Raw genomic sequence first — 22,602 nt, 5'->3', positions numbered from 1 at the left:
GATTGAAGGAGGCCTGTATAGCTTTCGCACCGGCACGCGTTAAGAGAGTAACCGGCAGCTCACATGGTCACCGTGAGGAGACTGTCTGCGTCGGTCAATCTACGCCGCCTGCACCGCCGCGCCATGGGCGTGCTTGGCGATGGCGTCGATGATGTCCGGCCAGAATCGCATCGGCAGCGCGTGGCCCATGCCGTCGATCATCAGCAGCTTGGCCCCCGAAATTGACTCTGCCGTGTCCCTGCCGCCCTCGGGACGGACCAGCGGATCGACGGTGCCGTGGATGACGAGTGTCGGCGTCTTGACGCCATGCAGCCGCTCCTTGCGGCTACCCGAGGCGAGCACCGCGCGGAGCTGCCGGCCGACACCGGCCGGATTGAGCCCGCGCGCGAACACGCGCTCGGCACGACCGGGATCGAGCGCCTCTTCCTCCGGGAAGGACCCGGCCCGCAACACCTTCCAAGTCTGGCCGTAGCGGACGATGAACTCCTCCTTGCTGCGCGGCGGCGGCGCCATCAGCATCGCGGCGGCCTCGCGAGTCGGGGGCGGCAGGCGCGGATTGCCGGTCGTCGACATGATCGAGGTGAGCGAGCGCACCCGCTCGGGAAACGACAACGTCACTTCCTGCGCAATCATTCCGCCCATGGACGCCCCGACCAGGTGCGCCGACTTGATGCCGAGCGCATCCATCAGCCCGACAGTGTCTTTTGCCATGTCGATCAGCTTGTAGGTTGCGGCCACGGGAATCCTGAGGAATCGGAGCTTCAACAGCTCGAGCGGCGTCAGACGCTTGCCGCCTGTGAGATGGCTCGACTTGCCGATGTCGCGATTGTCGAACCGGATGACGCGAAAGCCGTGCGCGGCGAGCTGCTCACAGAACGCATCGTCCCAGTGGATCATCTGGGCGCCTAACCCCATGATCAGAAGCAGCGGCTCGGCACTGTCGTTGCCGAAAGTCTCGTAACAGATGTCGATGCCGTTGGCGTGGACGGTTTGCGGCGGATGATAGGCGTTCACGGGTGCGTTCCCTCGGCTTTTGATTAATGCTGTATCGCACGGTTTCCCCTCGCAATGAAGCCGCGTTCGCGACACCGGACCCGCTGCTTGCCGGTTGACCGGCACCGCGCAACGGTGTGGTATGGCGAAAAAGGAAGGGCATCGAAGCTCTCGCTTTCAGGAGGACGCCGATGACCGACAAAAGCAACGACCCCATTGCCATGTGGCAGAAGATGGTTGGCGAGATGGAGAAGGGGTTCAACTCCTTCGCCAATCAGGCCATGTCGTCGCCCGAGTTTTCGCAAGCCGTGAACCGAGCCGGCGGCGTTGCTGCAGGTGCTCAGAAGCAGCTCGGCGACCTCATGGAGAAATATCTGGTTTCCATGAATCTGCCGAGCCGGGACCAGGTCACCGGCCTTGCGGAACGGCTACAGTCCATCGAAGGACAGATCGGTGAGATCAAGTCGATGCTGAGCCAGATGGCGGCAAGTTCCGGCATTTCTCAGGGCTCCGATACTGCATTGCGCCCGCCGCGCACCAAGCGCCCGCCGTCTGAAGGCGGAGAGAAGACATGAATGCACCCGCCGGATTAGACTTCGCAGGGATCCCGGAGCGCATCCAGTCCGAGGTGCAACGCGCCATCCAGCGAAGCATCAAGGGCGTCGAATATTTCTCGACGTCCGGCCCCACGCTCGGCTCGACGCCGAAGGACGTGCTGCATTCACGCGGCACGATGAGCCTCTATCACTATCGACCGATGTCCGACGAGATCTATCGAATTCCGATCTTGATCGTGATGGCGACCACCAATCGCGGTTACATTCTCGACCTCGTGCCCGGCCAGAGTTTCATCGAGTTCCTGTTGAAGCGCGGCTACGACGTCTACATGCTCGACTGGAGCGCGCCACGGCCGGAGGAGAAGAGCCTCCGCATGGAGGACTATGTCCTCGACTTCATCCCGGACTGCATCCGCCGCGTGCAGCAGGATTCCGGCGAACAGGACGTCTCCGTCATCGGCTATTGCTTCGGCGGCGTGCTGTCGCTGCTCTACGGCTCGATCCACAAGGACGGGCCGATGAAGAATTTGATCTGCTTCACCACGCCGATCGACTTTCGCGAGATGAAGCTGTTCTCGAACTTCTCCGACCGTCGCTATTTCGACGTCGATCGCCTCGTCGACAGCGTCGGCAACGTGCCGCCCGAGATGATCCTGTCGTCGTTCGAGATGCTGCGCCCGGCCTCCCGCACCGTCAGCCAGATCCAGCTCTGGGAAAACATCTGGAACGACGAGTTCGTCAAATCCTACCGGATGTTCGACCGCTGGGCGACCGACACGCTGCCGCTGGCCGGCGAATATTTCCGCACCATCACCAAGGACCTGATGTGGGACAACAAGCTGTTCAACGACACCATGTCGGTCGGCGGCCGTGCTGCGAAGCTCGAGGACATCAAGGTGCCGTTCCTGCATGCGGTCGCCGAGCATGACCACATCGTGCCTTATGAGGCTGCAAAGCACCTGATCGCCAAGATCGGATCGGCGGACAAGGAGGAGGTGATGCTGAAGGGCGGTCACGTCTCGCTCGTCGCCGGCGCCAATGCGGTGAAGCGGCTATGGCCGAAACTGGATTCCTGGCTGGGGAAGAGATCGACATGAGTGAGCAGCGTTCCTATCCGCGCCATGTGAAGACGGACGCGGGCGATATCGAGATCCGCCTGATGTCCCCGGCGGACGAAGCCGCGGTGCTCGCCTTCGGCAAGGGCCTGCCGACCCACGACCTGTTGTTCCTGCCGCGCAACATCAGTGAGCCGAAAGTGCTCTCCGCCTGGGTCAAGGAGATCGCGCGCGGCGCGATCACGAGCCTGCTCGCGGTCAGGGACGGCACGGTGGTCGGCTGCGGCACGCTGGTGCGCGATCCGCACTCCTGGTCGCCTCATGTCGGCGAGATCCGGATGGTGGTTTCGCTCGACGTGCGCGGGAAGGGGGTAGGAAGGACGCTGTCGCAGGAGACCTTCGCCCTCGCGCTCGGGGCCGGCCTCGAGAAGCTCTCGGTCCAAATGACGGTCGATCAGCAGGCGGCGATCACGCTGTTCGAGAGCCTCGGCTTCAAGGCCGAGGCACTGCTGCGCGACCATGTTCGCGACGTCGACGGCAAGACCCACGATGTCGTCGTGCTCGGGCACAACATCGCGCAGGTCCAGGCCCAGATGGAGGCCTATGGGCTGCCTGGCGCCGTCCAGCATTGAGAACCGCTGGACGGATGTTCGGGAACCCGGATGGTCGGGGAGGCGCCAGTTGCCTATGGCTATTCACGGTTTCGTGATATCGCACTGCAATATGGATATTGCATCGCACAATTAACTATAGCATATAAGCCGTGCCCCGGGCCAAACCGGACGGGGTGAGCCCATAGCTCAACCAATGAGGATGGAGAGACCCCAATGACCACCGAAACCAACACCGCTTTCGCAGGCTTCAAGGACGCGTTCAAGAACATCCAGAACCTGGAAGTTCCCGAGGCCGCCCGCGAGTTCGTCAAGAAGTCCGCCAACACTGCCAAGGACCGTGCTGCCGAGGTGTTCGCTGGCTCCGAGCGCGTGACCGCCGCCGTCGAAAACGCGGTGACCGAGTCCGTCACCGAAGCCGGCAAGATCAGCCGCAACATCCAGCAGGCGATCTACGAGGACGCCGAGGCATTCTTCGCGGGCATCGACAAGCTCGCGTCCGCCAAGTCGTTCAGCGAAGCTGTCGAGATCCAGTCCGGCCTGCTCCGCGCCCGCGGCGAAGCGTTCGTCTCGCGCGCCAAGGCGACTACCGACTATTTCGGCAAGCTCGCCGCTAACGGTGCGAAGTCCGCTCAGGACAATTTTGCCAAGGTCTACAACAAGACCGCCTGATACGGCCCCCTGAGTAAAAACTGAATTTGAGGCCCGCTTCGGCGGGCCTTTTGTTATTCCGCCGTAGCTGTCATTGCGAGCGAAGCGAAGCAATCCAGTCTGCCTCCTTGGAAAGACTCTGGATTGCTTCGCTTCGTTCGCAATGACGGATAGGGTGATGCTGTGATGACTCCATCAGGCGCCTTCTCTTTCGACACTCCCGGCGACGCCGAACGCGCAGCCGAATTGCGCCGCGTGAAAGCGCTGGCGACGCTGGTGTTGGGCTCGACGCTTGTCCTGTTCGTCGTCGCGAAATGGCTGCTGCCCGTGCATCCCGTGTTCGGATTCATCGCTGCCTTCGCGGAAGCCGCGACCATCGGCGGGCTCGCCGATTGGTATGCGGTGGTGGCGCTGTTCAAGCGTCCACTCGGCCTGCCGATCCCGCACACCGCGATCATCCAGAGCAACCAGGCCCGTATCGCCGACAAGCTCGGCGAATTCATCCAGGTGCATTTCCTCGAGGCTGCTCCCGTCGAGGCCAAGCTGAAGGAGATCGATTTCGGCTCCTTCGTCGCCGACTGGCTGCGCGATCGCAAGCGCAGCGATGACCTCGCGCGCTTTGCGCTGCGCCTGCTGCCGGAGGCTGTCTCCGCGACCGAGAGCTCCGGTCTGATGACCTTCATCATCCGCCGCATGTCCTCGCAGCTCCAGGCCGTCGATCTGGCGCCGCTCGCGGCCGGCACGTTGCGCGGCTTCGTCGCGGAAGGGCGGCACCAGATCCTGTTCGACGATCTTCTGCGCGTGATGCACGAGACGCTGAACCAGACCGAGACGATGGCGATCATCCGCGAGAAGGTGCGCGCGGAATTGCCGACCTTGCTCAGGCTCTATCGCGCCGACAAGTTTCTGGTGAACAAGATCGTGGCCTCCGCCACCGCGTTCTTCAATGAAGTGCGCAGCGATCCCAAACATCCTTTTCGCGGCGAGTTCGATCGCATGGTGCTGAGCTTCGTCGACCGGCTCGGCACCGACCAGGCCTATATCGACCGCATCGACGGCTTGAAGCGCGATCTGCTCGCGCGTCCCGAGCTTGCCGATCTCGCCCGCACCGTCTGGGCCAATACGCGGTCCTTCATCCAACGTAGTGCAAGCGGCGAGACGCAGGTGCTGCAGCATCATCTCGCGGGCATGTGTGTCGCGGCGGGCGAAGCGCTTGCGGGCGATGCCGAGCTGCGCGGCGAGATCAACAAGGGGCTGGTCGCGGTGCTGCGCAGTTTCGTCGCGGACCAGAAGAGCGGCGTCTCGACCTTCATCTCCGACCAGGTCAAATCGTGGGATATGGCGCAGCTGATTTCGCTGATCGAAATCAACATTGGCCGCGACCTGCAATACATCCGCTTCAACGGCTCGCTGATCGGCGGGCTGGCGGGTCTTGCGCTTTACTCCGTAGAATTCCTGCTTCGATTGTTGTGACTTTTGCGTCACGGACGTCAGCATTAACGCGCGGGCCTATTGTGGCCCGGGGTGTCTCCCGCTTGAATGTCGGGAACCCGCTGCCTAGCTGATTCATGTTGTGTTGCGGAACGATCAAGAAGCCGGCGTGTTGGAATCCCATACCCATTTGCCGGCAAACAACCGGTGGCCTTTTCAGCAATTTTCCCAAGGGGACCATTGATGACCGCTACTGCCCAGACGCTGAGCCCGCCGTCTCGCACCCTGATGTTCCTGGAAGGGCGAGCGATCCACGAGTTCGGCGCCTTCCTCGGCGCGCTTCCGCTGCTCAGCCTCGCGCCGCGCGGCGATGGGCATCCGGTGCTGGTTCTGCCGGGCCTCGTGGCCTCCGACGGGTCCACGCGTGCACTGCGCACCTTTCTGTCCGGCAAGGGCTATGCGGTGAGCGGCTGGCGCCAAGGCCGCAACTATGGCCTGCGCGAGGGCGTGCAGCACGCGATGGTGGATCTGGTTCAGGAGCTCAGCGACAGGCACGGCCGCAAGATCAGCCTGGTCGGCTGGAGCCTCGGCGGTCTCTATGCGCGCCAGCTCGCCAAGATGATGCCCGACCGCGTACGCCAGGTGATCACGCTCGGCAGCCCCTTTGCCGGCGATCCGCATTCGACGAATGCCTGGCGCGTCTATGAATGGGCGAGCGGGCGGAAGTCCAATGAGGTCGATCCGCAGTTCGGCGGCGATCTCGCCGTTCCGCCGCCGGTGCCGACCACGGCGATCTTCAGCCGCACCGACGGCGTCTGCGCTTGGCAGGGCTGCATGGAGAAGACGGGCGCGCAGACCGAGAGCATCGAGATCGAGAGCAGCCATTGCGGCATGGGCCATCATCCCGCCGCTGTCTTCGCGGTGGCTGATCGCCTTGCGCAGAAGGAAGGCAGCTGGCGGCCCTTCGACCGCAGCGGCTGGCGCAGCGTGGTCTATCCCGATCCGCATCGGTAATTCTTTGCCTCCGTAAGACGGGGCAAGGGAGAAGAGCGTCGCACCCGTCCATTGTCGTGCCCGCACCAAACGCGCTATGCCTCGCGCATGGCGCATCCGTTGTCCCGCATCATCGATCAGCTCAAGCGCGAGCCGTCGCGCACCGGCTCTATCGTCATCACGGTATTCGGTGATGCCATCGTGCCGCGTGGCGGTTCGGTATGGCTCGGCACGCTGCTGGAATTCTTCGAGACCCTGGACATCGACAGCGGCGTGGTGCGTACCGCGATGTCGCGGCTTGCTGCCGATGGCTGGCTGACGCGCGAAAAGGTCGGCCGCAATAGTTTTTACCGCTTGGCCGACAAGGGCCGCCAGATCTTCGAGGCCGCGACACGCCATATCTACGATCCGCCGCCATCCGACTGGACCGGGCGCTTCGAGCTGCTTCTGATCGGCAATGGCGAGGATCGCGATGCCTCGCGCGAGGCGCTCCGCAACGCCGGCTTCGGTAGCCCGCTGCCGGGCGTGTGGGTCGCCCCGTCAGGCGTGCCAGTGCCCGGCGAGGCCGCGGGCGCCATCCGTCTGGAGGTCTCGGCCGAGGATGACAGTGGTCGCCGGCTGCTCAGTGCGAGCTGGCCGCTGGAGCGCACCGCGGACGCCTATCTCAAGTTCATGAAGACGTTCGAGCCGCTGCGCGCCGCGATCGCGCGCGGCAGCGACTTGTCCGAGGCCGACGCCTTCACGGCGCGCATCCTCCTGATCCACCATTATCGCCGAGTCGTGCTGCGCGATCCGCTGCTGCCCGAAAGCCTGCTTCCGGCGAACTGGCCAGGCAAGGCCGCCCGTGCGTTGTGCGGCGACATCTATCGCGCGCTGCTTGTCCCATCGGAACAATGGCTTGATGGTCATGGGACCAATGAAAAGAGGCCATTGCCGCCGGCGCGGAAACTCCTGGAGAGGAGATTCGAGACTTGATTGTTATGTTACAGAAATATCTTGCGTGATCTGATTCTTGTTATATATTGCCCCTCGATAAAATGGGAGGATGCGCATGTATACCCAGGCGCTGAACACGGCCGAGACCGATGATCGCGGCCTCGAGGATGCGGCCAACGCTGCGCAGTTCCAGACGCGCATCGATGCCGAGGAGCGCATCGAGCCGAACGACTGGATGCCGGCGGCTTATCGCAAGACGCTGACCCGCCAGATCTCCCAGCACGCTCATTCCGAAATCGTCGGCATGCTGCCCGAAGGCAACTGGATCACGCGAGCGCCGTCCTTGCGCCGCAAGGCCGCGCTGCTCGCCAAGGTGCAGGACGAGTGCGGCCACGGGCTTTACCTCTATGCCGCGGCCGAGACGCTCGGCACTTCGCGCGAAGAGCTGGTCGACGCCATGCTCGCGGGCAAGGCAAAATATTCCTCGATCTTCAATTATCCGACGCTGACCTGGGCCGACATCGGCACCATCGGCTGGCTGGTCGACGGCGCCGCGATCATGAACCAGATCCCGCTGTGCCGCTGCTCCTACGGTCCCTATGCCCGCGCGATGATCCGCGTCTGCAAGGAGGAGTCGTTCCACCAGCGCCAGGGCTACGAGATCATGCTGACGCTGTGCCGTGGCTCGGACGAGCAGAAGGCGATGGCGCAGGATGCCTTGAATAGGTGGTGGTGGCCGGTGCTGATGATGTTTGGCCCGCCCGATGCCACCAGCCAGCACAGCGACACCTCGACGAAGTGGAAGATCAAGCGCTTCTCCAATGACGAGCTGCGGCAGAAGTTCGTCGACGCCACCGTGCCGCAGGCGCAATATCTCGGCCTGACCATTCCCGATCCCGGCATGATTCAGGACGCCGACGGGCACTGGCGCTACAGCGAGATCGACTGGACCGAGTTCAAGCAGGTGCTCGCCGGCAACGGCCCATGCAACCGGGATCGCATCGCGGCACGCCGCAAGGCGCACGATGAGGGCGCCTGGGTGCGCGAGGCGGCAGCTAGCTATGCCGCAAAGCGCACGCAGCGTCGAACTGCACAAGCGGCAGAGTAGGGAGATCGCGATGGCCACGCCGAACACGCCGCTGTGGGAAGTCTTCATTCGCAGCCGCAACGGGCTCGCGCACAAGCATGTCGGCTCGCTGCATGCGAGCGACGCCACGATGGCTTTGCAAGCCGCCCGCGATATCTACACGCGTCGCGGTGAGGGCCTTTCGATCTGGGTGGTGCCGTCGACGGCGATCACCGCAAGCGATCCCGCCGAGAAGGGCATGATGTTCGAGCCGGCGGAATCAAAGATCTACCGCCACCCGACGTTTTACGAGGTGCCTGAGGAAGTAGGACACATGTGATGGCGAACATCGAGGTCTCCGAAACACCGCTGGTGCTCTACGCATTACGCCGCGCCGACGACGCGCTGATCCTCGGCCACCGCCTGTCGGAATGGTGCGGGCATGCGCCGATGATGGAAGAGGACATGGCGCTCTCCAACATCGCGCTCGACCTTATCGGCCAGGCCCGGGAGCTCTACACCTACGCAGCCAAAGCCGAAGGCAAGGACAACGACGAAGACAAGCTCGCCTACCTTCGCGATGTCAGGCAGTATCGCAATCTGCTGCTCCTCGAGCAGCCGAACGGCGACTTTGGCCAGACGCTGGTGCGGCAGTTCTTCTATTCCGCCTTCGCCGATCTCTACTGGCGCGCCATGATGACCTCGCGCGATACGACGCTCGCTGCGATTGCCGCGAAGTCGGAGAAGGAGAGCGCCTATCACTTGCGGCATTCCTCGGAGTGGATGATCCGGCTCGGCGACGGCACCGACGAGAGCCATGCCCGCGCGCAGGCTGCGATCGATCATCTCTGGGCTTTCACCGGCGAGATGTTTGCCGTCGACGACGGCCAGCACGCCTTGATCCATGCCGGTATCGCCGTAGACCCAGGCACCTTGCGGGGTCGTTGGCTGACGACACTTTCGGATGTGATCGGCGAAGCAACGCTCAAGCTGCCGCAGAACGACTGGATGCAGCAGGGCGGCCGCGTGGGCCGGCACAGCGAGCATCTCGGCCATCTCCTCTCAGAGCTGCAATCGATACAGCGTACCTTCCCGGGGCAGACATGGTGACGGTGCTGGAGCCCCATAGCGACCTGCGCCGACGGGCCTGGGATGCCGCGGCGAGCGTGGTCGATCCCGAAATCCCGGTTTTGACCATCGCCGATCTCGGCGTGCTCCGTGATGTCGTCCTCGACGGCGATCAGGTCGAGGTCGCGATCACCCCGACCTATTCGGGCTGTCCGGCCATGAACATGATCGCGCTGGAAATCGAGGTCGCGCTGGAGCGCGCCGGTTTCCGCAGTCCAAAGGTCCGCACCGTGCTGTCGCCGGCCTGGACCACCGACTGGATGAGCGAAGAGGGCCGCCGGAAGCTTCATGCCTACGGCATCGCACCGCCGCAGGCCTCGAATTCACGCCGCGCGCTGTTCGGCGAGCAAGCCGTTGTGTGCCCGCAATGCGGCTCGGCGAATACCGAGCTGCTGTCCGAATTCGGCTCCACCTCCTGCAAGGCACTCTGGCGCTGCAGGGCGTGCCGCGAACCCTTCGATTATTTCAAGTGTCATTGACTATGTCAGCAGTCGCACCACGCTTTCATCGCCTGGCCGTCAACGACCTCCGCCGCGAGGCGTCGGACGCCATATCGCTGACATTCGCCATCCCGACGGAGCTTGCGACCGACTACGCTTTCACGCCCGGCCAATACCTCACACTCCGCACCATGCTGGATGGCGAGGAAGTGCGCCGCTCCTATTCGATCTGCTCCGGCCCCGACGACGGCGAGATACGGATCGCCGTCAAGAAGGTTGATGGAGGCGCGTTTTCGAGCTGGGCAGCGGACGATTTGAAGTGTGGCGACGCGCTGGACGTGATGACGCCCACGGGACGCTTCGGCGTGATCCCGCCGGCCGGCGGCGGCCGCATCCATGTCGGCTTTGCCGCTGGGTCCGGCATCACGCCGATCCTGTCGATCGTCAAGGGCGTCCTCGCGCGCGAAGCCGACAGCCGCTTCTTCCTGTTCTACGGCAATCGCACGACCGACAACATCATGTTCCTCGAGGCGCTCGAAGAGCTCAAGGATCGCTTCATCGACCGCCTCTCGATCTTCCACGTCATCTCGGGCGAGGAACAGGACATTCCGATCCTGCACGGCCGGCTCGACGGCGACAAGGTGAGGGTGCTGCTGCGCTCGCTGGTACCGGCGGAAAGCGTCGATCACGTCTTCATCTGCGGTCCGTCCGGCATGAGCGAGGACATCGAAGCGACCTGTCGCGATCTCGGCATCGCGGAGGAGCGTATCCATGTCGAGCGGTTTGTCTCGGAGTTCGGTGGCAAGCCGCGGCCGAAGAAGATCGTTGCGCCGGACGCGCCGCCGAAAGCGATCGCGTCGCTGATCATCGACGGCAAGCGCCGCGACGTGCCGGTGGCAGAGGACGAGGCGATCCTCGATGCCGCGCTACGCGCCGGTGTCGATCTGCCCTTCGCCTGTAAGGGCGGCATGTGCTCGACCTGCCGTGCCAAACTGGTGGAGGGCGAGGCGCCGATGGACATCAACTACTCGCTGGAACCCTGGGAGCTGAAGGCCGGCTTTGTCCTGACCTGTCAGGCCAAGCCATCGTCGGAGCGGGTCGTGGTCGACTACGACCACGTTTGACAGTTTTAGCCAGGCAGCAGAACATCGTGTCCAAACAATCGGACGGGAGAAGCGCGTGAACGTCAAAGCCGCCTTGTCGCCCGAGGATATTGCCCGCGCCTGCGCCGATGCGATGTGGGCGGAGGACGATGCCTCCAAAGGACTCGGCATGGAGATCGTCGAGATCGGCCCGGGGTTCGCGACGCTGGCGATGAATGTGCGGCCGGATATGGTCAACGGTCAGCGCATCGTCCATGGCGGCTTCATCTTCACGCTGGCCGATTCCGCCTTCGCTTTCGCGTGCAACTCGCACAACGACCGCGTCGTGGCGGCGCAGGGACAGATCACCTTCATCAAGCCGGGCAAGCTCGGCGATCGCCTCGTCGCAAAGGCCCGCGAGGTTACGCGCGGCGGCCGCTCCGGCATCTATGACGTGCGCGTCTCCGCCGGCGATACAGTCATCGCCGAATTTCGCGGGCATTCGCGGGCGATTCGCGGAAATTGGCTGCCGGCGCAGGATCAATAAAGAAAAGCAATGATACGGGGAAACGAGGATGGCTCTGACGAGGCTCAAGGAAGGTGGCAACACCTATAAGGCCGAGCTGGATGCGCACGAGCGTGCATCGCGCGACGAGATCATGGCGCTGCAGGTGCAGCGGCTGGCTTGGTCGCTGAAGCACGCCTACGACAACGTGGCGCACTATCGCAAGGCTTTCGACGCGGCCGGCGTGCGCCCGTCCGACTTTCGCGAACTCTCGGATCTTGCGAAATTTCCGTTCACCGTAAAAACGGACCTGCGCGACAACTATCCCTTCAACATGTTTGCCGTGCCCCGTGAGAAACTGGTGCGCGTGCATGCGTCCTCCGGCACGACGGGCAAGCCGATCGTGGTGGGCTATACGCAACGCGACATCGACACCTGGTCGGACGTGATGGCACGCTCGATCCGCGCCGCGGGCGGCCGCACCGGCATGATCATCCACAATGCTTATGGCTACGGTCTTTTCACGGGCGGGCTTGGCGTGCACTACGGCGCCGAAAAACTCGGCTGCACTGTGGTGCCGATCTCCGGGGGCATGACCGAGCGGCAGGTGCAGCTCATCAACGATTTTCGGCCCGACATCATTACGGTGACGCCGAGCTATATGCTGGCGATCCTTGACGAGTTCAAGCGTCAGAAGCTCGATCCGCGCCAATGCTCGCTCAAGGTCGGCATCTTCGGCGCGGAGCCGTGGACCAATGCGATGCGCGGCGAGATCGAAGATGCCTTCGACATGGACGCGACCGACATCTACGGTCTCTCCGAGGTGATCGGCCCCGGCGTCGCGCAGGAATGCATCGAGACCAAGGACGGCCTGCATATCTGGGAGGATCATTTCTATCCCGAAGTGATCGATCCCGACACCGGTGCGGTGCTGCCCGACGGGGAGAAGGGCGAACTGGTGTTTACATCGCTCACCAAGGAAGCCTTTCCGGTGATCCGCTATCGCACCCGCGACCTGACGCGGCTTCTGCCGGGCACGGCGCGGCCCGGCATGCGGCGGATGGAGAAGGTCACGGGGCGCTCGGACGACATGATCATCCTGCGCGGCGTCAACCTGTTCCCGACCCAGATCGAGGAGGTTCTGCTCGCCACCGACTGGTGCGGCGGGCATTTCATTCTGGAATTGACTCGGGAAGGACGCATGGACGAGTTGACCATCATTGCCGAGGCGCGGCCGGAGAGTTGGGATGGCCGTGGTCTCCTCGACCATGCCGATCGGATCTCAACCCATATCAAGAACACGATCGGGATCAGCTCCAACGTGCGGGTGGTTGCGCCTGCGACGCTGGAACGCTCGCTCGGCAAGGCGAAGCGGCTCTACGACAAGCGGCCGAAGGATTAAGTTGACGGGATTGACTTGACGGATTGACTTGACTGCCCTCAGAGGCGACAAGGCCCGCGAGAAATCGCGGATCTTTTCCATGTCATCAGCCAATCCCAAAGCCGTCGAGGCGCGCTGCGTCCGCGTCCATGCCAAGGCCGAGAACGCCGCTGGGATTGCACCTCGCGTCGAGCCTCATACGCTCGCGCGCGGTCCGAACGATCTCCTGATCGAGGTCAAGGCCGCCGCCGTCAATCCGTCCGACGTCAAGGCCGCGACGGGGCTAATGCCCTATGCCATCTTCCCGCGCACGCCGGGGCGCGATTACGCCGGCGTGGTGATCGACGGGCCGGCCGGTACGATGGGCCGCGAGGTGTTCGGCTCCTCCGGCGATCTCGGCATCCGCCGCGACGGCACTCACGCCAGCCATCTCGTCGTTGAATCCGACGCGGTGGTGGAGAAGCCGAAGACCGTGTCTTGGGAGGAGGCCGCCGGCATCGGCGTGCCCTTTGTCACCGCCATGGAGGGTTTTCGCCGCGCCGGCATTCCAAAGCCCGGGGAAACGGTGCTGGTGTTCGGCGCCAACGGCAAGGTTGGTCAAGCGGCGGTGCAGATCGCGACCTGGCAGGGCGCGCGTGTCATCGGCGTGGTGCGCAAGGCGGAACCTTATGAGGGCCACACCAACGCATCCATCGAGGTGATCGACGCTTCCGCGACCGACGTCGCCACACGCGTGCGCGAGTTGACCGATGGCAAAGGCGCCGACATCGTCTTCAACACGGTCGGCGATCCCTATTTCCAGGCGGCGCACAAGTCGCTCGCGCTTCGCGGCCGCCAGATCCTGATCGCCGCCATCGACCGCATCGTGCAGTTCAACATTCTCGAATTCTACCGCGGGCAACACACCTATGTCGGCATCGACACGCTCGGCCTGTCGTCGATCGCGACAGGCGCTGTGCTGCGTGACCTCGGCCCGGGCTTCGCGAGCGGGCACCTGAAACCGTTTCCGATCAACGCGAACGCCGTCTATCCGCTCGAACGCGCGAAGGAGGCCTATGTCGCCGTTGCAGGCTCCTCGCGGGATCGCGTGATCCTGAAACCTTGATCATGGATTCGTCTCCCCAACTCATCATCCTCGCCGGCCTCGTCATCGGCCTGGTCTACGGCGCTGTCGGCCTGCTCAGCGGCTTCTGCCTGATGAGCAGCATGCGCGGCTGGTTGTCGGAGGGGGATGGGCGGTTGGTCCGAACCTATGCGCTGGCGATCGCGGTTGCGACCACAGCGAGCCAGTTCCTCGCCGGCACCGGCATGGTCAATCTCGGCAAGTCGATTTACCTGCAACAGTCCTTCTCGATGCCGGTGCTGTTTCTCGGCGGACTTCTGTTCGGATACGGCATGGTACTGTCCAACGGCTGCGGTTCGCGCGCGCTGGTGCTGCTCGGTCGTGGCAATCTCCGCTCCTTCGTCGTGGTGGTCGTGCTCGCCATCGCCGCGCAGATGACGCTCAAGGGCCTGATCGCGCCGGCGCGCATCGCCCTTGTCCAGGCCTCGCAAACCACGGTCAACGTGAATTCGCTGCCGTCATTGTTGGCCATGTTCGGTCCGGCTGAAGCGCTTTCGCGCGCAATGGCTGCTGCTGTCGTTGTCGTCACGCTGATCCTGTTTGCTTTCGCGCACCCAGCGTTCCGACGTTCGCCCGGCCAGATTGCAGCCGGTGTCGTCGTCGGTCTCCTCGTCGCCGGCGGCTGGTTCGTCACCGGCTATCTCGGCGCGGATGATTTCAACCCCGTCCCCGTGACCTCGCTTACCTTCGTCGCGCCGATCGCGGACAGCCTGCAATATGTCATGCTCTCGACGGGCCTGACGCTGAATTTCGGCATCGCGACGGTTGCAGGTGTCTTCGCCGGCAGTCTGGTCACCGCGCTTGCGACGGGCCGTTTCCATCTCGAAGGCTATTCCTCGCCACGCCATATGCTGCGATCGGCGGCTGGCGCCGCACTGATGGGCATCGGCGGCGTGATGGCGTTCGGCTGTTCGATCGGCCAAGGGCTCACCGGCGTGTCGACGCTCGCGCTCGGCTCATTCGTCGCCGTCGCCGGTATCCTGCTCGGCACGACGGCGGGATTGCGCGGGATGCTGCGCGTTCAGCCGTTCGCGGTAGCCTGACCACGCACTAGGCGATCGCCGAGCGTCGCGAGACCGATGCCGGTGATGATCAGCGCGGCCGCTATCACCAGACTCATGTCGATCGGCTCGCCCAGCAGGATCGCGGCGCTGGCGATGCCGACGAGCGGCGTTGCGGTGGTGCCGAGCGAGGTCGTCAGGGCCGAGATGCTCTTATTCACCATCGACATCGCCCAATAGGCGAGCACCGTCCCGATCAGCCCGGAATACAGGAACAGCAAAACGAGTCTCCACGACCACTCCACATGCGGCAGGCCATCCGCGATGGTCGCGCTCACCGATAGCACGATGGTTGCCACGAGCACTTGCCAGATCAGAAGCTGGAGCGGCGAGGCAATCCAGCGATGGGCGCGGATATAGATAATGTTCGCGGCCCATGAGATCGCGGCCAGGATCACCATGCCGGCGCCGAGCACGACATTGGTGTTGGTCCAATCGATCGAGGCCGGGTTCAGGATGACGATCAGGCCGATCAGGCCCAGCAGCGCGCCGGCGAGCTTCGGCGCCGTCAAAGTGTCCTTCCCGAGTAGCGGCGCGGCGATCGCGACCCAGAGTGGCGTGGTGTAGCCGAGCACAACGGCCTTGCTCGCGGGTAGGAAGCGCACACCGGCCGCAACCAGGACCGAGAACACGGTCATGTGCAGCAGTGCAACACTCAGGACCACCGGGATGTCGCGACGCTCCGGAATCATCAGATTGTTGCTGAGCCCGAGAATCACGAACAATCCAGCCAGCGCGATCCAACTCCGGATCGCTGAAGCCCACAGTGGTGGAAGGAATTGGACGAGTTGCTTCGTCACCGACCAGTTTATGCCCCAACCCAGCACGACGATGAGAAACAGGCCAACGGCTGCGCGGGGGGATAGGGAGTTCATTTCGGAGGTCCTTGAAGCAGTCCAATCCAGCGGATAGCATCTCGTCTGGCACCTGAAACAGTGCCAGATAGGAAAGGAATAGGGTGCCAGTTCCGGACAGCATGATCTCCGCCCTGATCGACCTGAACCGGGCCGACGACGAGGGGCTGGTGGCTCAACTGACGAGCCAGCTCCGAAGCTTGATCGCGACCGGGCGTCTCGTCAAAGGCCGCACGCTGCCGTCGAGCCGTGGGCTTGCGAGCGATCTCGGCGTCTCGCGCAACACCGTCAGCTATGCGTTCGAGCAGCTCGCCGCCGAGGGATATCTCGAAGCCTCGCACGGCCGCCGTCCGATGGTTGCGGTCGACGGCGGCGAGCGCGTCACAGAGGCTGGCGCCGTCGCATCTCGCATACGCCCTGGCAAGCCGCGGCTTTCGCCCTGGGCGTCGAGCCTCACGCAGACCGACTGGCCGATGTCTTATCAGGCGCGACTGAGACCCTTGCGTCCCGGACATGGCGATTTCAGGGAGTTTCCCAACGAGGTCTGGGCGCGCTGCCTGCGCCGCAGCGCTGTGCGCGCGGCGAGGCGCGAGGTCGGACCGGTCAATCGGCCGCGCCTGCGCGAGGCACTGGCGCATTATCTTGCGACCAGCAGGGGCGTGCGCGCGACGGCGGATCAGATCCTGATTCTGCCGAGCGCGCAGGCTGCGCTGACTTTGATCGCGGCCGCCGTCATCACCCCCGGCGACGATGTCTGGGTCGAGGATCCCGGCTATCCCGGCGCCGCGGCCGCCTTCCGCGCATCCGGTGCGCGCGTGATCGGGATGAGTTTGGACGAGCAGGGCATGCAGCGGATTCGTGGCTTGGCGGCCCCGACCTTGATCTTCATGACGCCGTCGCATCAGCACCCGACCGGTCGCCTGATGTCGCTCTCGCGCCGCACGGAGTTTCTTGGCCTGAGCAGGCCCGGCAAGACCTGGATCGTGGAGGACGATTACGACGGCGAATTCCACTATGATAGCCGGCCGGTGCCGGCCCTGCAGGGACTCGATGCCCACGGCCGCGTGTTCTATGTCGGCACGTTCTCCAAGGTCATGACCTCGGATATCCGGCTCGGCTACCTCGTCATACCGCGGGCCATGGTCGGTACTCTCGAGATCGTACAGCGGCACATCGGACTGATCGCCGCGAGCCACATCCAGGAGGCGCTGGCCGAGTTCATTGCCGACGCGCATTTCCTGGCGCATCTGCGCCGGGTGCGCAGGATCTATCACGCCCGCCGCGATCACCTCGTGGAGGGATTGGAGCGCCATTTGGGCGATGTGCTCTCTGCCGAAGTGTCCCCCGGTGGCATTCAGCTCGTCGCGCGTCTCAAGCGCGGTCGCGCTGATCAGGTGGCGGTCAAGCGGCTGGTCGAAGCGGGCGTTGAAACGCGTGCCCTGTCCGGCTTGGCACTGGGCAGGCCGCTCGACCACGGCCTGCTGCTCGGCTTCGCGGCCTGGCGCGAGAGCGAGATCACCGCGGCGGTGCGAACAATGGCGTCGTGCTTCTAGCGCAGTCGCGCTAATCCACGGCCTTGGTCACGATGCGGATTTCCGACGTCAGCGTCCGGTGCACCGGGCACTTGTCGGCGATCTCCATCAATTTCTTGCGCTGCTCGGGATCGAGCGCGCCGTCCATCGCGATGTCGCGCTCGATCTGGTCGAGCATGCCATCGCGCGTCTCGCATTCCGCGCAGTCTTTTGCATAGATCTTGGAATGCTTCAGTGAGACGGTGACACGATCGAGCGGCAGCGACTTGCGGTCGGCATAGAGGCGCATGGTCATCGAGGTACAGGCCCCGAGGCCAGCGAGCAGGAGATCGTAAGGACCAGGGCCGGCATCCTCGCCGCCGGCGGCGACCGGCTCGTCCGCGACGAGCTGATGCGGACCGACGGAGATGGTCTGGTTGAACTTGCTCTTGCGGGTCTCCTGCACCACGACCCGGCGCGGCGCCTCGGGGAGATCCATCGCCTTCGCAGGTTTGGCCGCGTCGATGTACCGGCTCGCCCAGGCCGCGATCACGTCGGCTGCATAGAGCGCGTCGGCCGGCTTGGTCAGGAGATGATCGGCATGGTCGAGCGAGACGAAGCTCTTGGGATGCCTGGCGGAGACGAAGAGCTTCGTCGCATTGTCGATACCGACGGTATCGTCGACCGGAGAATGCATCACCAACAGCGCCTTGTGCAGGCCGGCGACGTCTTTCATCAGCTCGTGCTCGGCGATGTCGTCGAGGAATTCGCGCTTGATCCGGAACGGGCGTCCCGCAAGCGAGACTTCGACCTCACCTTGCGTGCGAATGTCGCCGAGATGCTCTTTGAAAAGGCCGGTGACGTGGGCGGGATCGGATGGTGCCGCAATGGTCACAACCGCCTTGGCTTCCGGGATTCGTCCTGCTGCCGCAAGGATCGCGGCGCCGCCGAGGCTGTGACCGATCAGAATCGACGGCGCCTTGCGGACGCTACGCAGATGATCGGCGGCGCGCACGAGATCGGCAACGTTGGAGGAAAACGTCGAATTGGCAAAATCCCCCTCGCTGGAGCCGAGCCCGGTGAAGTCGAAGCGCAGCACCGCGATGCCCATGGCGGCCAGCGCGACCGAGATGCGTTTGGCGGCCAGCGTGTCCTTGCCGCAGGTGAAGCAATGCGCGAACAGCGCGAAGGCCCCGGGCTCGCCGTCGGGTAGCTCCAGCGCGGCCGAAAGCTGATGGCCGCCTTCGCCGGTGAATTGAAAGCGCTCTGTCGGCATGGGTTTCCCCCGTTCCTTGCTGAACCTAGTCGCCCGAATAGCGTTGCTCTGCCCAGGGATCGCCGCGGTTATGGTAGCCACGGACTTCCCAGAAGCCCGGCGCGTCCTCGGTCAGGAATTCGATCGACTGAACCCATTTGGCGCTCTTCCAGAAATACAGATGCGGCACGACCAGCCGTACCGGGCCGCCATGTTCGGCCGACAATGGCTCACCGGACCAGCTATGGGCGAGCAATGCGTCCTCGGCGGCAAAGTCGTCCAGCGCGAGGTTGGTGGTGTAGCCATCATGGGAATGCAACACGACGAAGCGCGCGTCCGGGCGCGGCTGGCAGGCCGCGAGCAGCTCGCGCGTGGCGAGCCCCTCCCACTCATTGTCGTAGCGCGACCAGGTGGTGACGCAGTGGATGTCGGAGATGAACTGCGCCTGCTTCTGGGCGGCGAACTCGGCAAAGGTCCAGAACACGGGGTTCTCGATCGCGCCGTAGACGTCGAGCCGCCAGCGCTCGCGCGAAATCGGCGGTACGACTCCGAGATCGAGCACTGGCCAGTCCTTTGTCTGGTGCTGGCCGGGCGGCAGGCGCTGATCTTCCGGGCGCGTGATCTTGCCTGTCAAAAAGCGGCCCTCGCGCGCCCATTTTTCCTTGGTGCGCGTCAGCTTGCTGTCGGGCGGCTCGTTATCTTCGGCCATCGGCTACTCGTGGCGGTGCATCGCGGAGGCATGCTTGGTGTCGCGCATGGTAGATGCTCAGCGACAGGCAGATGATACCAGCGAGATAATAGTAGAACCACTCCTCATGCCCGATGGTCTTGAAATAGAGCGCGATCGCCGGCGCCGTGCCGCCGAACATCGAGACGGTGATCGCACAGGGCAGCCCGACGCAGAGGTTGCCGATCGAGCCGATGAAGATCGCCTTGATCCGCGCTGGGCGCTGGCGATATCAAAATGCTCAGAGGCCGGTTTGATTGCTTGCTCAGTCAAGTCCGGCCTCTCCGTATCACTGTTTGGAGAGGTCTACATCGCCTTTCCAAGCAAAAATGGCAACTGGCGGGGGCCTCTGACGGTTCCTTGGGACCAGGTCACCGTGCCTGCCGGATCGAGGGCGAAGTCCGGAATGCGCTTCAGCCATTCCTCCAGCGCAACCTGCATCTCCATGCGCGCAAGGTTCGAGCCGACGCAGCGGTGGATGCCGAGGCCGAAGGCGGCGTGGCGGTTCTCGCGGCGGTCAATCACGACCTTATCATCCGGAAACATTTTCGGATCCCGGTTGGCGGCCGGGAAGGACAGCAGCACCATGTTGCCTGCCTTGACCGGGCAGCCTGACACCGTGGTCTCCTTGACCACTTCGCGCGCCATCGTCACCGGCGAATAGGCGCGCAGCAGCTCCTCCACCGCGGTCGGGATCAGCTCGGGCTCGGCAACCAGGCGCTCGCGGTCGGCGGGCGTCCGGGCAAGGTGCCAGAGCGAGGAGCCGATCGCGCTCCAGGTGGTGTCGATGCCGGCGATCAGGAGCAGGCGCAACGAGCCCAGCACATGCGAATCCTCGAGCGGATTGCCGTCCTTGTCCCTGGCATTCATCAGGTAGGAAATCAGATCGTCGGTTGGCTTGTTCTTGCGCGCTTCGATATGGGCGCTGAAATAGGCGCTCATCTCGTGCACCGCCTGGAGCAACGTGTTTTCGTCCTTGATGCCAAGTTCCAGGATCATGTGGATCCATCGGATGAAGAGATCGCTGTCCGTCTCGGGGATGCCGAGCATGTGTGCGATCGCGCGAACCGGAATGTGCTTGGTGTAGCGCTCTGCCGCGTCAAGTCGGCCTTCGGTGATGAAGCCGTCGATCAACTCGTTGCAGATCGCGCGCACCCGCGGCTCCAGCTTCTTCATCGCGTCCGGCGTGAACGGCGGCAGCAGCAATTGCTTGGCTGGCTTGTGCACCGGCGGATCGGACGTGATCGGCGGGGCGGAGTTTCTGCTGGTGATCTCCGGCCGAACGTCCCGGACGATGATGCGGCGCGAGGAGAAATGCTCGCTGTCGTTGGCGATCTCGCGCACTGCCTCATAGGTCGTCGGCATGTAACAGCCGAGGAAGCGTTCGGTATGCACGACCGGGCTTGCGGCGCGCAGCTCGTCCCAAATCGGGAAGGGATCTTCCGTCCATTGCGGATCGGTGTGGTCGAAATCATGGACCCAGTCGGTCACGGGCGGATGGGCGGTGGGCTGGCTGATGTCGGACATCTCGAAATCCCTCGAAATCCCTTGGGGGCTCGTGGTCGCGGGCAGAAGCGGGCGCGTTACTCCTCGATCACGTCGATCGCGATTTCCGGGCAATTGGACTTGGCGAGCCAGGCCTTGTCTTCGAGGCCGGGCGGGACCGTGCCGTCGCCGGCTTCGTGGGCGTTGCCGTATTCGTCCAGCTCGAACAGCTCCGGCGCCAGCGCCTTGCAGCGCGCGTGCCCCTGGCATTTGTCGGGATCAACGTGAACCCTCAGTCGCTCTGTCATGGCGGCTTCCTCGATCGTGTGCACTCCGGCCCGAAGGCGGCGCGCGCTCCCATTTGAGTTTTTGTTCAAGTTATAGGCTATTACATTCGCGGCAGGCTTCCCCTGTCAAGCGCAAACTTATAGGCTCTGCGCAACATGCGTTCACAACTTGCCCGCAAGCCCGAGAATACCTACCACCACGGCGATCTCCGCGACGCCTTGATCAAGGCCGCGCTGCGCGAAGCCGAGCAGGGCGGGACGGAGGCGATCAGCATCAAGGCGCTGGCAAAGCAGCTGGGTGTTTCGCAGCCGGCGCCCTACCGGCATTTCGCCGATCGCGAGGCGCTGCTTGCGGCGGTGACGGCGGAGGCGTTCCGGCAGCTCAACGGGATATTGCGGGCGGCGATGGCAAAGCCGTCGAAGCGGTCGAAGCTGTCGCTGCTGGCGCAGGCGACGCTGGATTTCGGCTTACGCCGCAATGGCATCTACCGCTTGATGTTCGCCTCGCGCACGGTGTCGTGTGCGGCGAAAGGCAGCGAGCTGCACGAAGCGACCCGCGAAACCTTTGCGCTCGTGGTCGACGCATTGGAAGCCCCGGCCGTTGATTATCTGCGCGAGCGGCAGGCGCTCAAGATCTGGGCGGCGGTGCACGGCGTGGTGATGCTGGCTGAGCAGGGACTGTTCACCGGCGAGGCGGCCCATGCCACGCGCGAAGACCTGGTCGAGGATTTTGTCAGTGAAACCAAGGCCGCGCTTGCGGCGGCGATCAAAGGCGCGCGGCGCCGGAAACAGGCTGGCGCTTAAGCCCTCGCCGCCAACAGCTTCATCAGCTTCTCGACGGCGCTGTCGGGCGTGGTCACGACAGGGCGGCCGGTGGCTTCTGCCACGAGAGGCGCGGTTGCCGCGATGCTGAACTGCGCGAGCGCGACGACGTCGCAATCGCGCAAATCGCGTGCGGCTTCCACGATCAGCCGGTCATGCGTAGCGCGGTCGCCACGGTCGAGCGCGGCCAGCGCGCCTTCGGCGAGTTTCGGCACGATCTGGACGGAGGCCGGAAATTCCGGCGGCATCGAAGCCAGCGTCGGCGGGAAGGTCGAGAGCAGGCCGATCCGCCGCCCCATCGTCATCGCGCGCTCGATCATGGCTTCGTTCGGCTTGAGCACCGGCATCGGCGCATGTGCGCGCGCAACCGCCTCGATGCAGGAACCGAAGGCCGAGCAGGTGAACAGGATCGCGTCCGCGCCTGTCGCCGCGGCGTAGTGGCCGAGCGCAAGAAAGCGTTCGGTCATGGCATCATTGAGCTTGCCGTCACGCGCCAGATCCGACGACAGGCTGTCGTCGAGCAGGTTCATCAGCCGCGCTTCCGGCCACACCTTCGCGAACGCAGCTTCGATCGGGGCGATGGAATGCTTGAGGGCGTGGATCAGCGCGACGCGAGGAGACTTCGTCATTGAACGTTACCTGATGGAA

The 22,602-nt window shown here is 63.9% G+C and carries 25 protein-coding genes and 1 pseudogene; 18 read left to right on the top strand and 8 right to left on the bottom strand.

What is annotated here, in order from left to right:
* Positions 1-99 precede the first annotated feature (99 nt).
* A complete protein-coding gene (locus IVB13_RS10105) occupies positions 100-1,014 on the bottom strand; it encodes an alpha/beta hydrolase (protein WP_247488741.1) in 915 nt (304 codons plus the stop codon).
* Positions 1,015-1,184: 170 nt separating this feature from the next.
* Between IVB13_RS10105 and IVB13_RS10100 the strand changes: the two genes are divergently transcribed.
* The 16 genes from IVB13_RS10100 to IVB13_RS10025 all read left to right on the top strand — a co-directional run bounded on the left by IVB13_RS10100 (position 1,185) and on the right by IVB13_RS10025 (position 14,995).
* Complete coding sequence (locus tag IVB13_RS10100) at positions 1,185-1,568, top strand: hypothetical protein (protein ID WP_018457027.1); 384 nt, start codon at positions 1,185-1,187, stop codon at positions 1,566-1,568.
* Entirely contained in the window at positions 1,565-2,647 is a 1,083-nt protein-coding gene (locus IVB13_RS10095) for an alpha/beta fold hydrolase (protein ID WP_247488739.1), read from the top strand. Before IVB13_RS10100 ends, IVB13_RS10095 begins: the two co-directional genes overlap by 4 nt.
* Positions 2,644-3,237, top strand: a complete 594-nt coding sequence (locus IVB13_RS10090; protein ID WP_247488737.1) for a GNAT family N-acetyltransferase — start codon at positions 2,644-2,646, stop codon at positions 3,235-3,237. Before IVB13_RS10095 ends, IVB13_RS10090 begins: the two co-directional genes overlap by 4 nt.
* Before the next feature lie 195 nt (positions 3,238-3,432).
* The gene (locus IVB13_RS10085; protein WP_247488735.1) at positions 3,433-3,888 is read left to right on the top strand and encodes a phasin; all 456 of its coding nucleotides are present in this window, start codon (positions 3,433-3,435) and stop codon (positions 3,886-3,888) included.
* A 165-nt stretch (positions 3,889-4,053) separates the two neighbouring features.
* Positions 4,054-5,340, top strand: a complete 1,287-nt coding sequence (locus IVB13_RS10080; protein WP_247488733.1) for a DUF445 domain-containing protein — start codon at positions 4,054-4,056, stop codon at positions 5,338-5,340.
* A gap of 201 nt (positions 5,341-5,541) precedes the next feature.
* On the top strand, positions 5,542-6,312 hold the full coding sequence (locus tag IVB13_RS10075; protein ID WP_018457022.1) for an alpha/beta hydrolase: 771 nt from the start codon (positions 5,542-5,544) through the stop codon (positions 6,310-6,312).
* 87 nt (positions 6,313-6,399) lie between these two features.
* Positions 6,400-7,266, top strand: a complete 867-nt coding sequence (gene paaX, locus IVB13_RS10070) for a phenylacetic acid degradation operon negative regulatory protein PaaX (RefSeq protein WP_247488731.1) — start codon at positions 6,400-6,402, stop codon at positions 7,264-7,266.
* A 76-nt stretch (positions 7,267-7,342) separates the two neighbouring features.
* On the top strand, positions 7,343-8,335 hold the full coding sequence (paaA, locus tag IVB13_RS10065; protein ID WP_085385947.1) for a 1,2-phenylacetyl-CoA epoxidase subunit PaaA: 993 nt from the start codon (positions 7,343-7,345) through the stop codon (positions 8,333-8,335).
* Between the two features lie 10 nt (positions 8,336-8,345).
* Positions 8,346-8,633: a 1,2-phenylacetyl-CoA epoxidase subunit PaaB gene (gene paaB, locus IVB13_RS10060; RefSeq protein WP_008136594.1), complete on the top strand. Its 288-nt coding sequence runs from the start codon at positions 8,346-8,348 to the stop codon at positions 8,631-8,633.
* The gene (paaC, locus tag IVB13_RS10055; RefSeq protein ID WP_247488729.1) at positions 8,633-9,403 is read left to right on the top strand and encodes a 1,2-phenylacetyl-CoA epoxidase subunit PaaC; all 771 of its coding nucleotides are present in this window, start codon (positions 8,633-8,635) and stop codon (positions 9,401-9,403) included. Before paaB ends, paaC begins: the two co-directional genes overlap by 1 nt.
* Entirely contained in the window at positions 9,397-9,900 is a 504-nt protein-coding gene (gene paaD / locus IVB13_RS10050; RefSeq protein ID WP_018457018.1) for a 1,2-phenylacetyl-CoA epoxidase subunit PaaD, read from the top strand. The genes paaC and paaD overlap by 7 nt, the downstream gene beginning before the upstream one ends.
* A 2-nt stretch (positions 9,901-9,902) precedes the next feature.
* Positions 9,903-10,985 (top strand): 1,2-phenylacetyl-CoA epoxidase subunit PaaE, encoded by a 1,083-nt coding sequence (gene paaE, locus IVB13_RS10045; protein WP_085352162.1) that lies wholly within the window; start codon positions 9,903-9,905, stop codon positions 10,983-10,985.
* A gap of 55 nt (positions 10,986-11,040) precedes the next feature.
* A complete protein-coding gene (paaI, locus tag IVB13_RS10040) occupies positions 11,041-11,490 on the top strand; it encodes a hydroxyphenylacetyl-CoA thioesterase PaaI (protein WP_247488727.1) in 450 nt (149 codons plus the stop codon).
* Between the two features lie 28 nt (positions 11,491-11,518).
* Entirely contained in the window at positions 11,519-12,850 is a 1,332-nt protein-coding gene (gene paaK, locus IVB13_RS10035; RefSeq protein WP_085352164.1) for a phenylacetate--CoA ligase PaaK, read from the top strand.
* 79 nt (positions 12,851-12,929) lie between these two features.
* A complete protein-coding gene (locus IVB13_RS10030) occupies positions 12,930-13,934 on the top strand; it encodes a zinc-binding alcohol dehydrogenase family protein (protein ID WP_247394622.1) in 1,005 nt (334 codons plus the stop codon).
* Between the two features lie 2 nt (positions 13,935-13,936).
* A complete protein-coding gene (locus tag IVB13_RS10025) occupies positions 13,937-14,995 on the top strand; it encodes a YeeE/YedE family protein (RefSeq protein WP_247394272.1) in 1,059 nt (352 codons plus the stop codon).
* Here IVB13_RS10025 and IVB13_RS10020 read toward each other — a convergent pair.
* Positions 14,974-15,888 (bottom strand): DMT family transporter, encoded by a 915-nt coding sequence (locus IVB13_RS10020; RefSeq protein ID WP_247488725.1) that lies wholly within the window; start codon positions 15,886-15,888, stop codon positions 14,974-14,976. The two genes, IVB13_RS10025 and IVB13_RS10020, sit on opposite strands and share 22 nt — an antisense overlap.
* Before the next feature lie 101 nt (positions 15,889-15,989).
* Between IVB13_RS10020 and IVB13_RS10015 the strand changes: the two genes are divergently transcribed.
* Positions 15,990-17,420: a PLP-dependent aminotransferase family protein gene (locus IVB13_RS10015; RefSeq protein WP_247488913.1), complete on the top strand. Its 1,431-nt coding sequence runs from the start codon at positions 15,990-15,992 to the stop codon at positions 17,418-17,420.
* A gap of 10 nt (positions 17,421-17,430) precedes the next feature.
* Here the strand turns inward: IVB13_RS10015 and IVB13_RS10010 are convergent, their stop codons facing one another.
* The 5 genes and pseudogenes from IVB13_RS10010 to IVB13_RS09990 form a co-directional block, all read right to left on the bottom strand.
* Positions 17,431-18,654, bottom strand: coding sequence for a bifunctional alpha/beta hydrolase/OsmC family protein (locus IVB13_RS10010; protein ID WP_247488723.1), 1,224 nt, complete (start codon positions 18,652-18,654; stop codon positions 17,431-17,433).
* Positions 18,655-18,679: 25 nt separating this feature from the next.
* On the bottom strand, positions 18,680-19,342 hold the full coding sequence (locus IVB13_RS10005) for a sulfite oxidase-like oxidoreductase (RefSeq protein ID WP_247488721.1): 663 nt from the start codon (positions 19,340-19,342) through the stop codon (positions 18,680-18,682).
* Between the two features lie 3 nt (positions 19,343-19,345).
* A pseudogene (locus IVB13_RS10000) lies at positions 19,346-19,577 on the bottom strand (alpha-ketoglutarate permease); the annotation flags it as partial.
* Positions 19,578-19,666: 89 nt separating this feature from the next.
* Complete coding sequence (locus IVB13_RS09995) at positions 19,667-20,887, bottom strand: cytochrome P450 (RefSeq protein ID WP_247488719.1); 1,221 nt, start codon at positions 20,885-20,887, stop codon at positions 19,667-19,669.
* Positions 20,888-20,943: 56 nt separating this feature from the next.
* On the bottom strand, positions 20,944-21,153 hold the full coding sequence (locus IVB13_RS09990; RefSeq protein WP_007607931.1) for a ferredoxin: 210 nt from the start codon (positions 21,151-21,153) through the stop codon (positions 20,944-20,946).
* Positions 21,154-21,288: 135 nt separating this feature from the next.
* Between IVB13_RS09990 and IVB13_RS09985 the strand changes: the two genes are divergently transcribed.
* On the top strand, positions 21,289-21,936 hold the full coding sequence (locus IVB13_RS09985) for a TetR/AcrR family transcriptional regulator (RefSeq protein WP_018457006.1): 648 nt from the start codon (positions 21,289-21,291) through the stop codon (positions 21,934-21,936).
* Here IVB13_RS09985 and IVB13_RS09980 read toward each other — a convergent pair.
* Positions 21,933-22,583, bottom strand: coding sequence for an aspartate/glutamate racemase family protein (locus IVB13_RS09980; protein WP_247488717.1), 651 nt, complete (start codon positions 22,581-22,583; stop codon positions 21,933-21,935). The two genes, IVB13_RS09985 and IVB13_RS09980, sit on opposite strands and share 4 nt — an antisense overlap.
* Positions 22,584-22,602: the final 19 nt, after the last annotated feature.

It is taken from the genome of Bradyrhizobium sp. 17, from assembly GCF_023073515.1.
GTDB lineage: Bacteria > Pseudomonadota > Alphaproteobacteria > Rhizobiales > Xanthobacteraceae > Bradyrhizobium > Bradyrhizobium canariense_D.
This window is presented reverse-complemented; position numbering and strand designations above follow the sequence as displayed.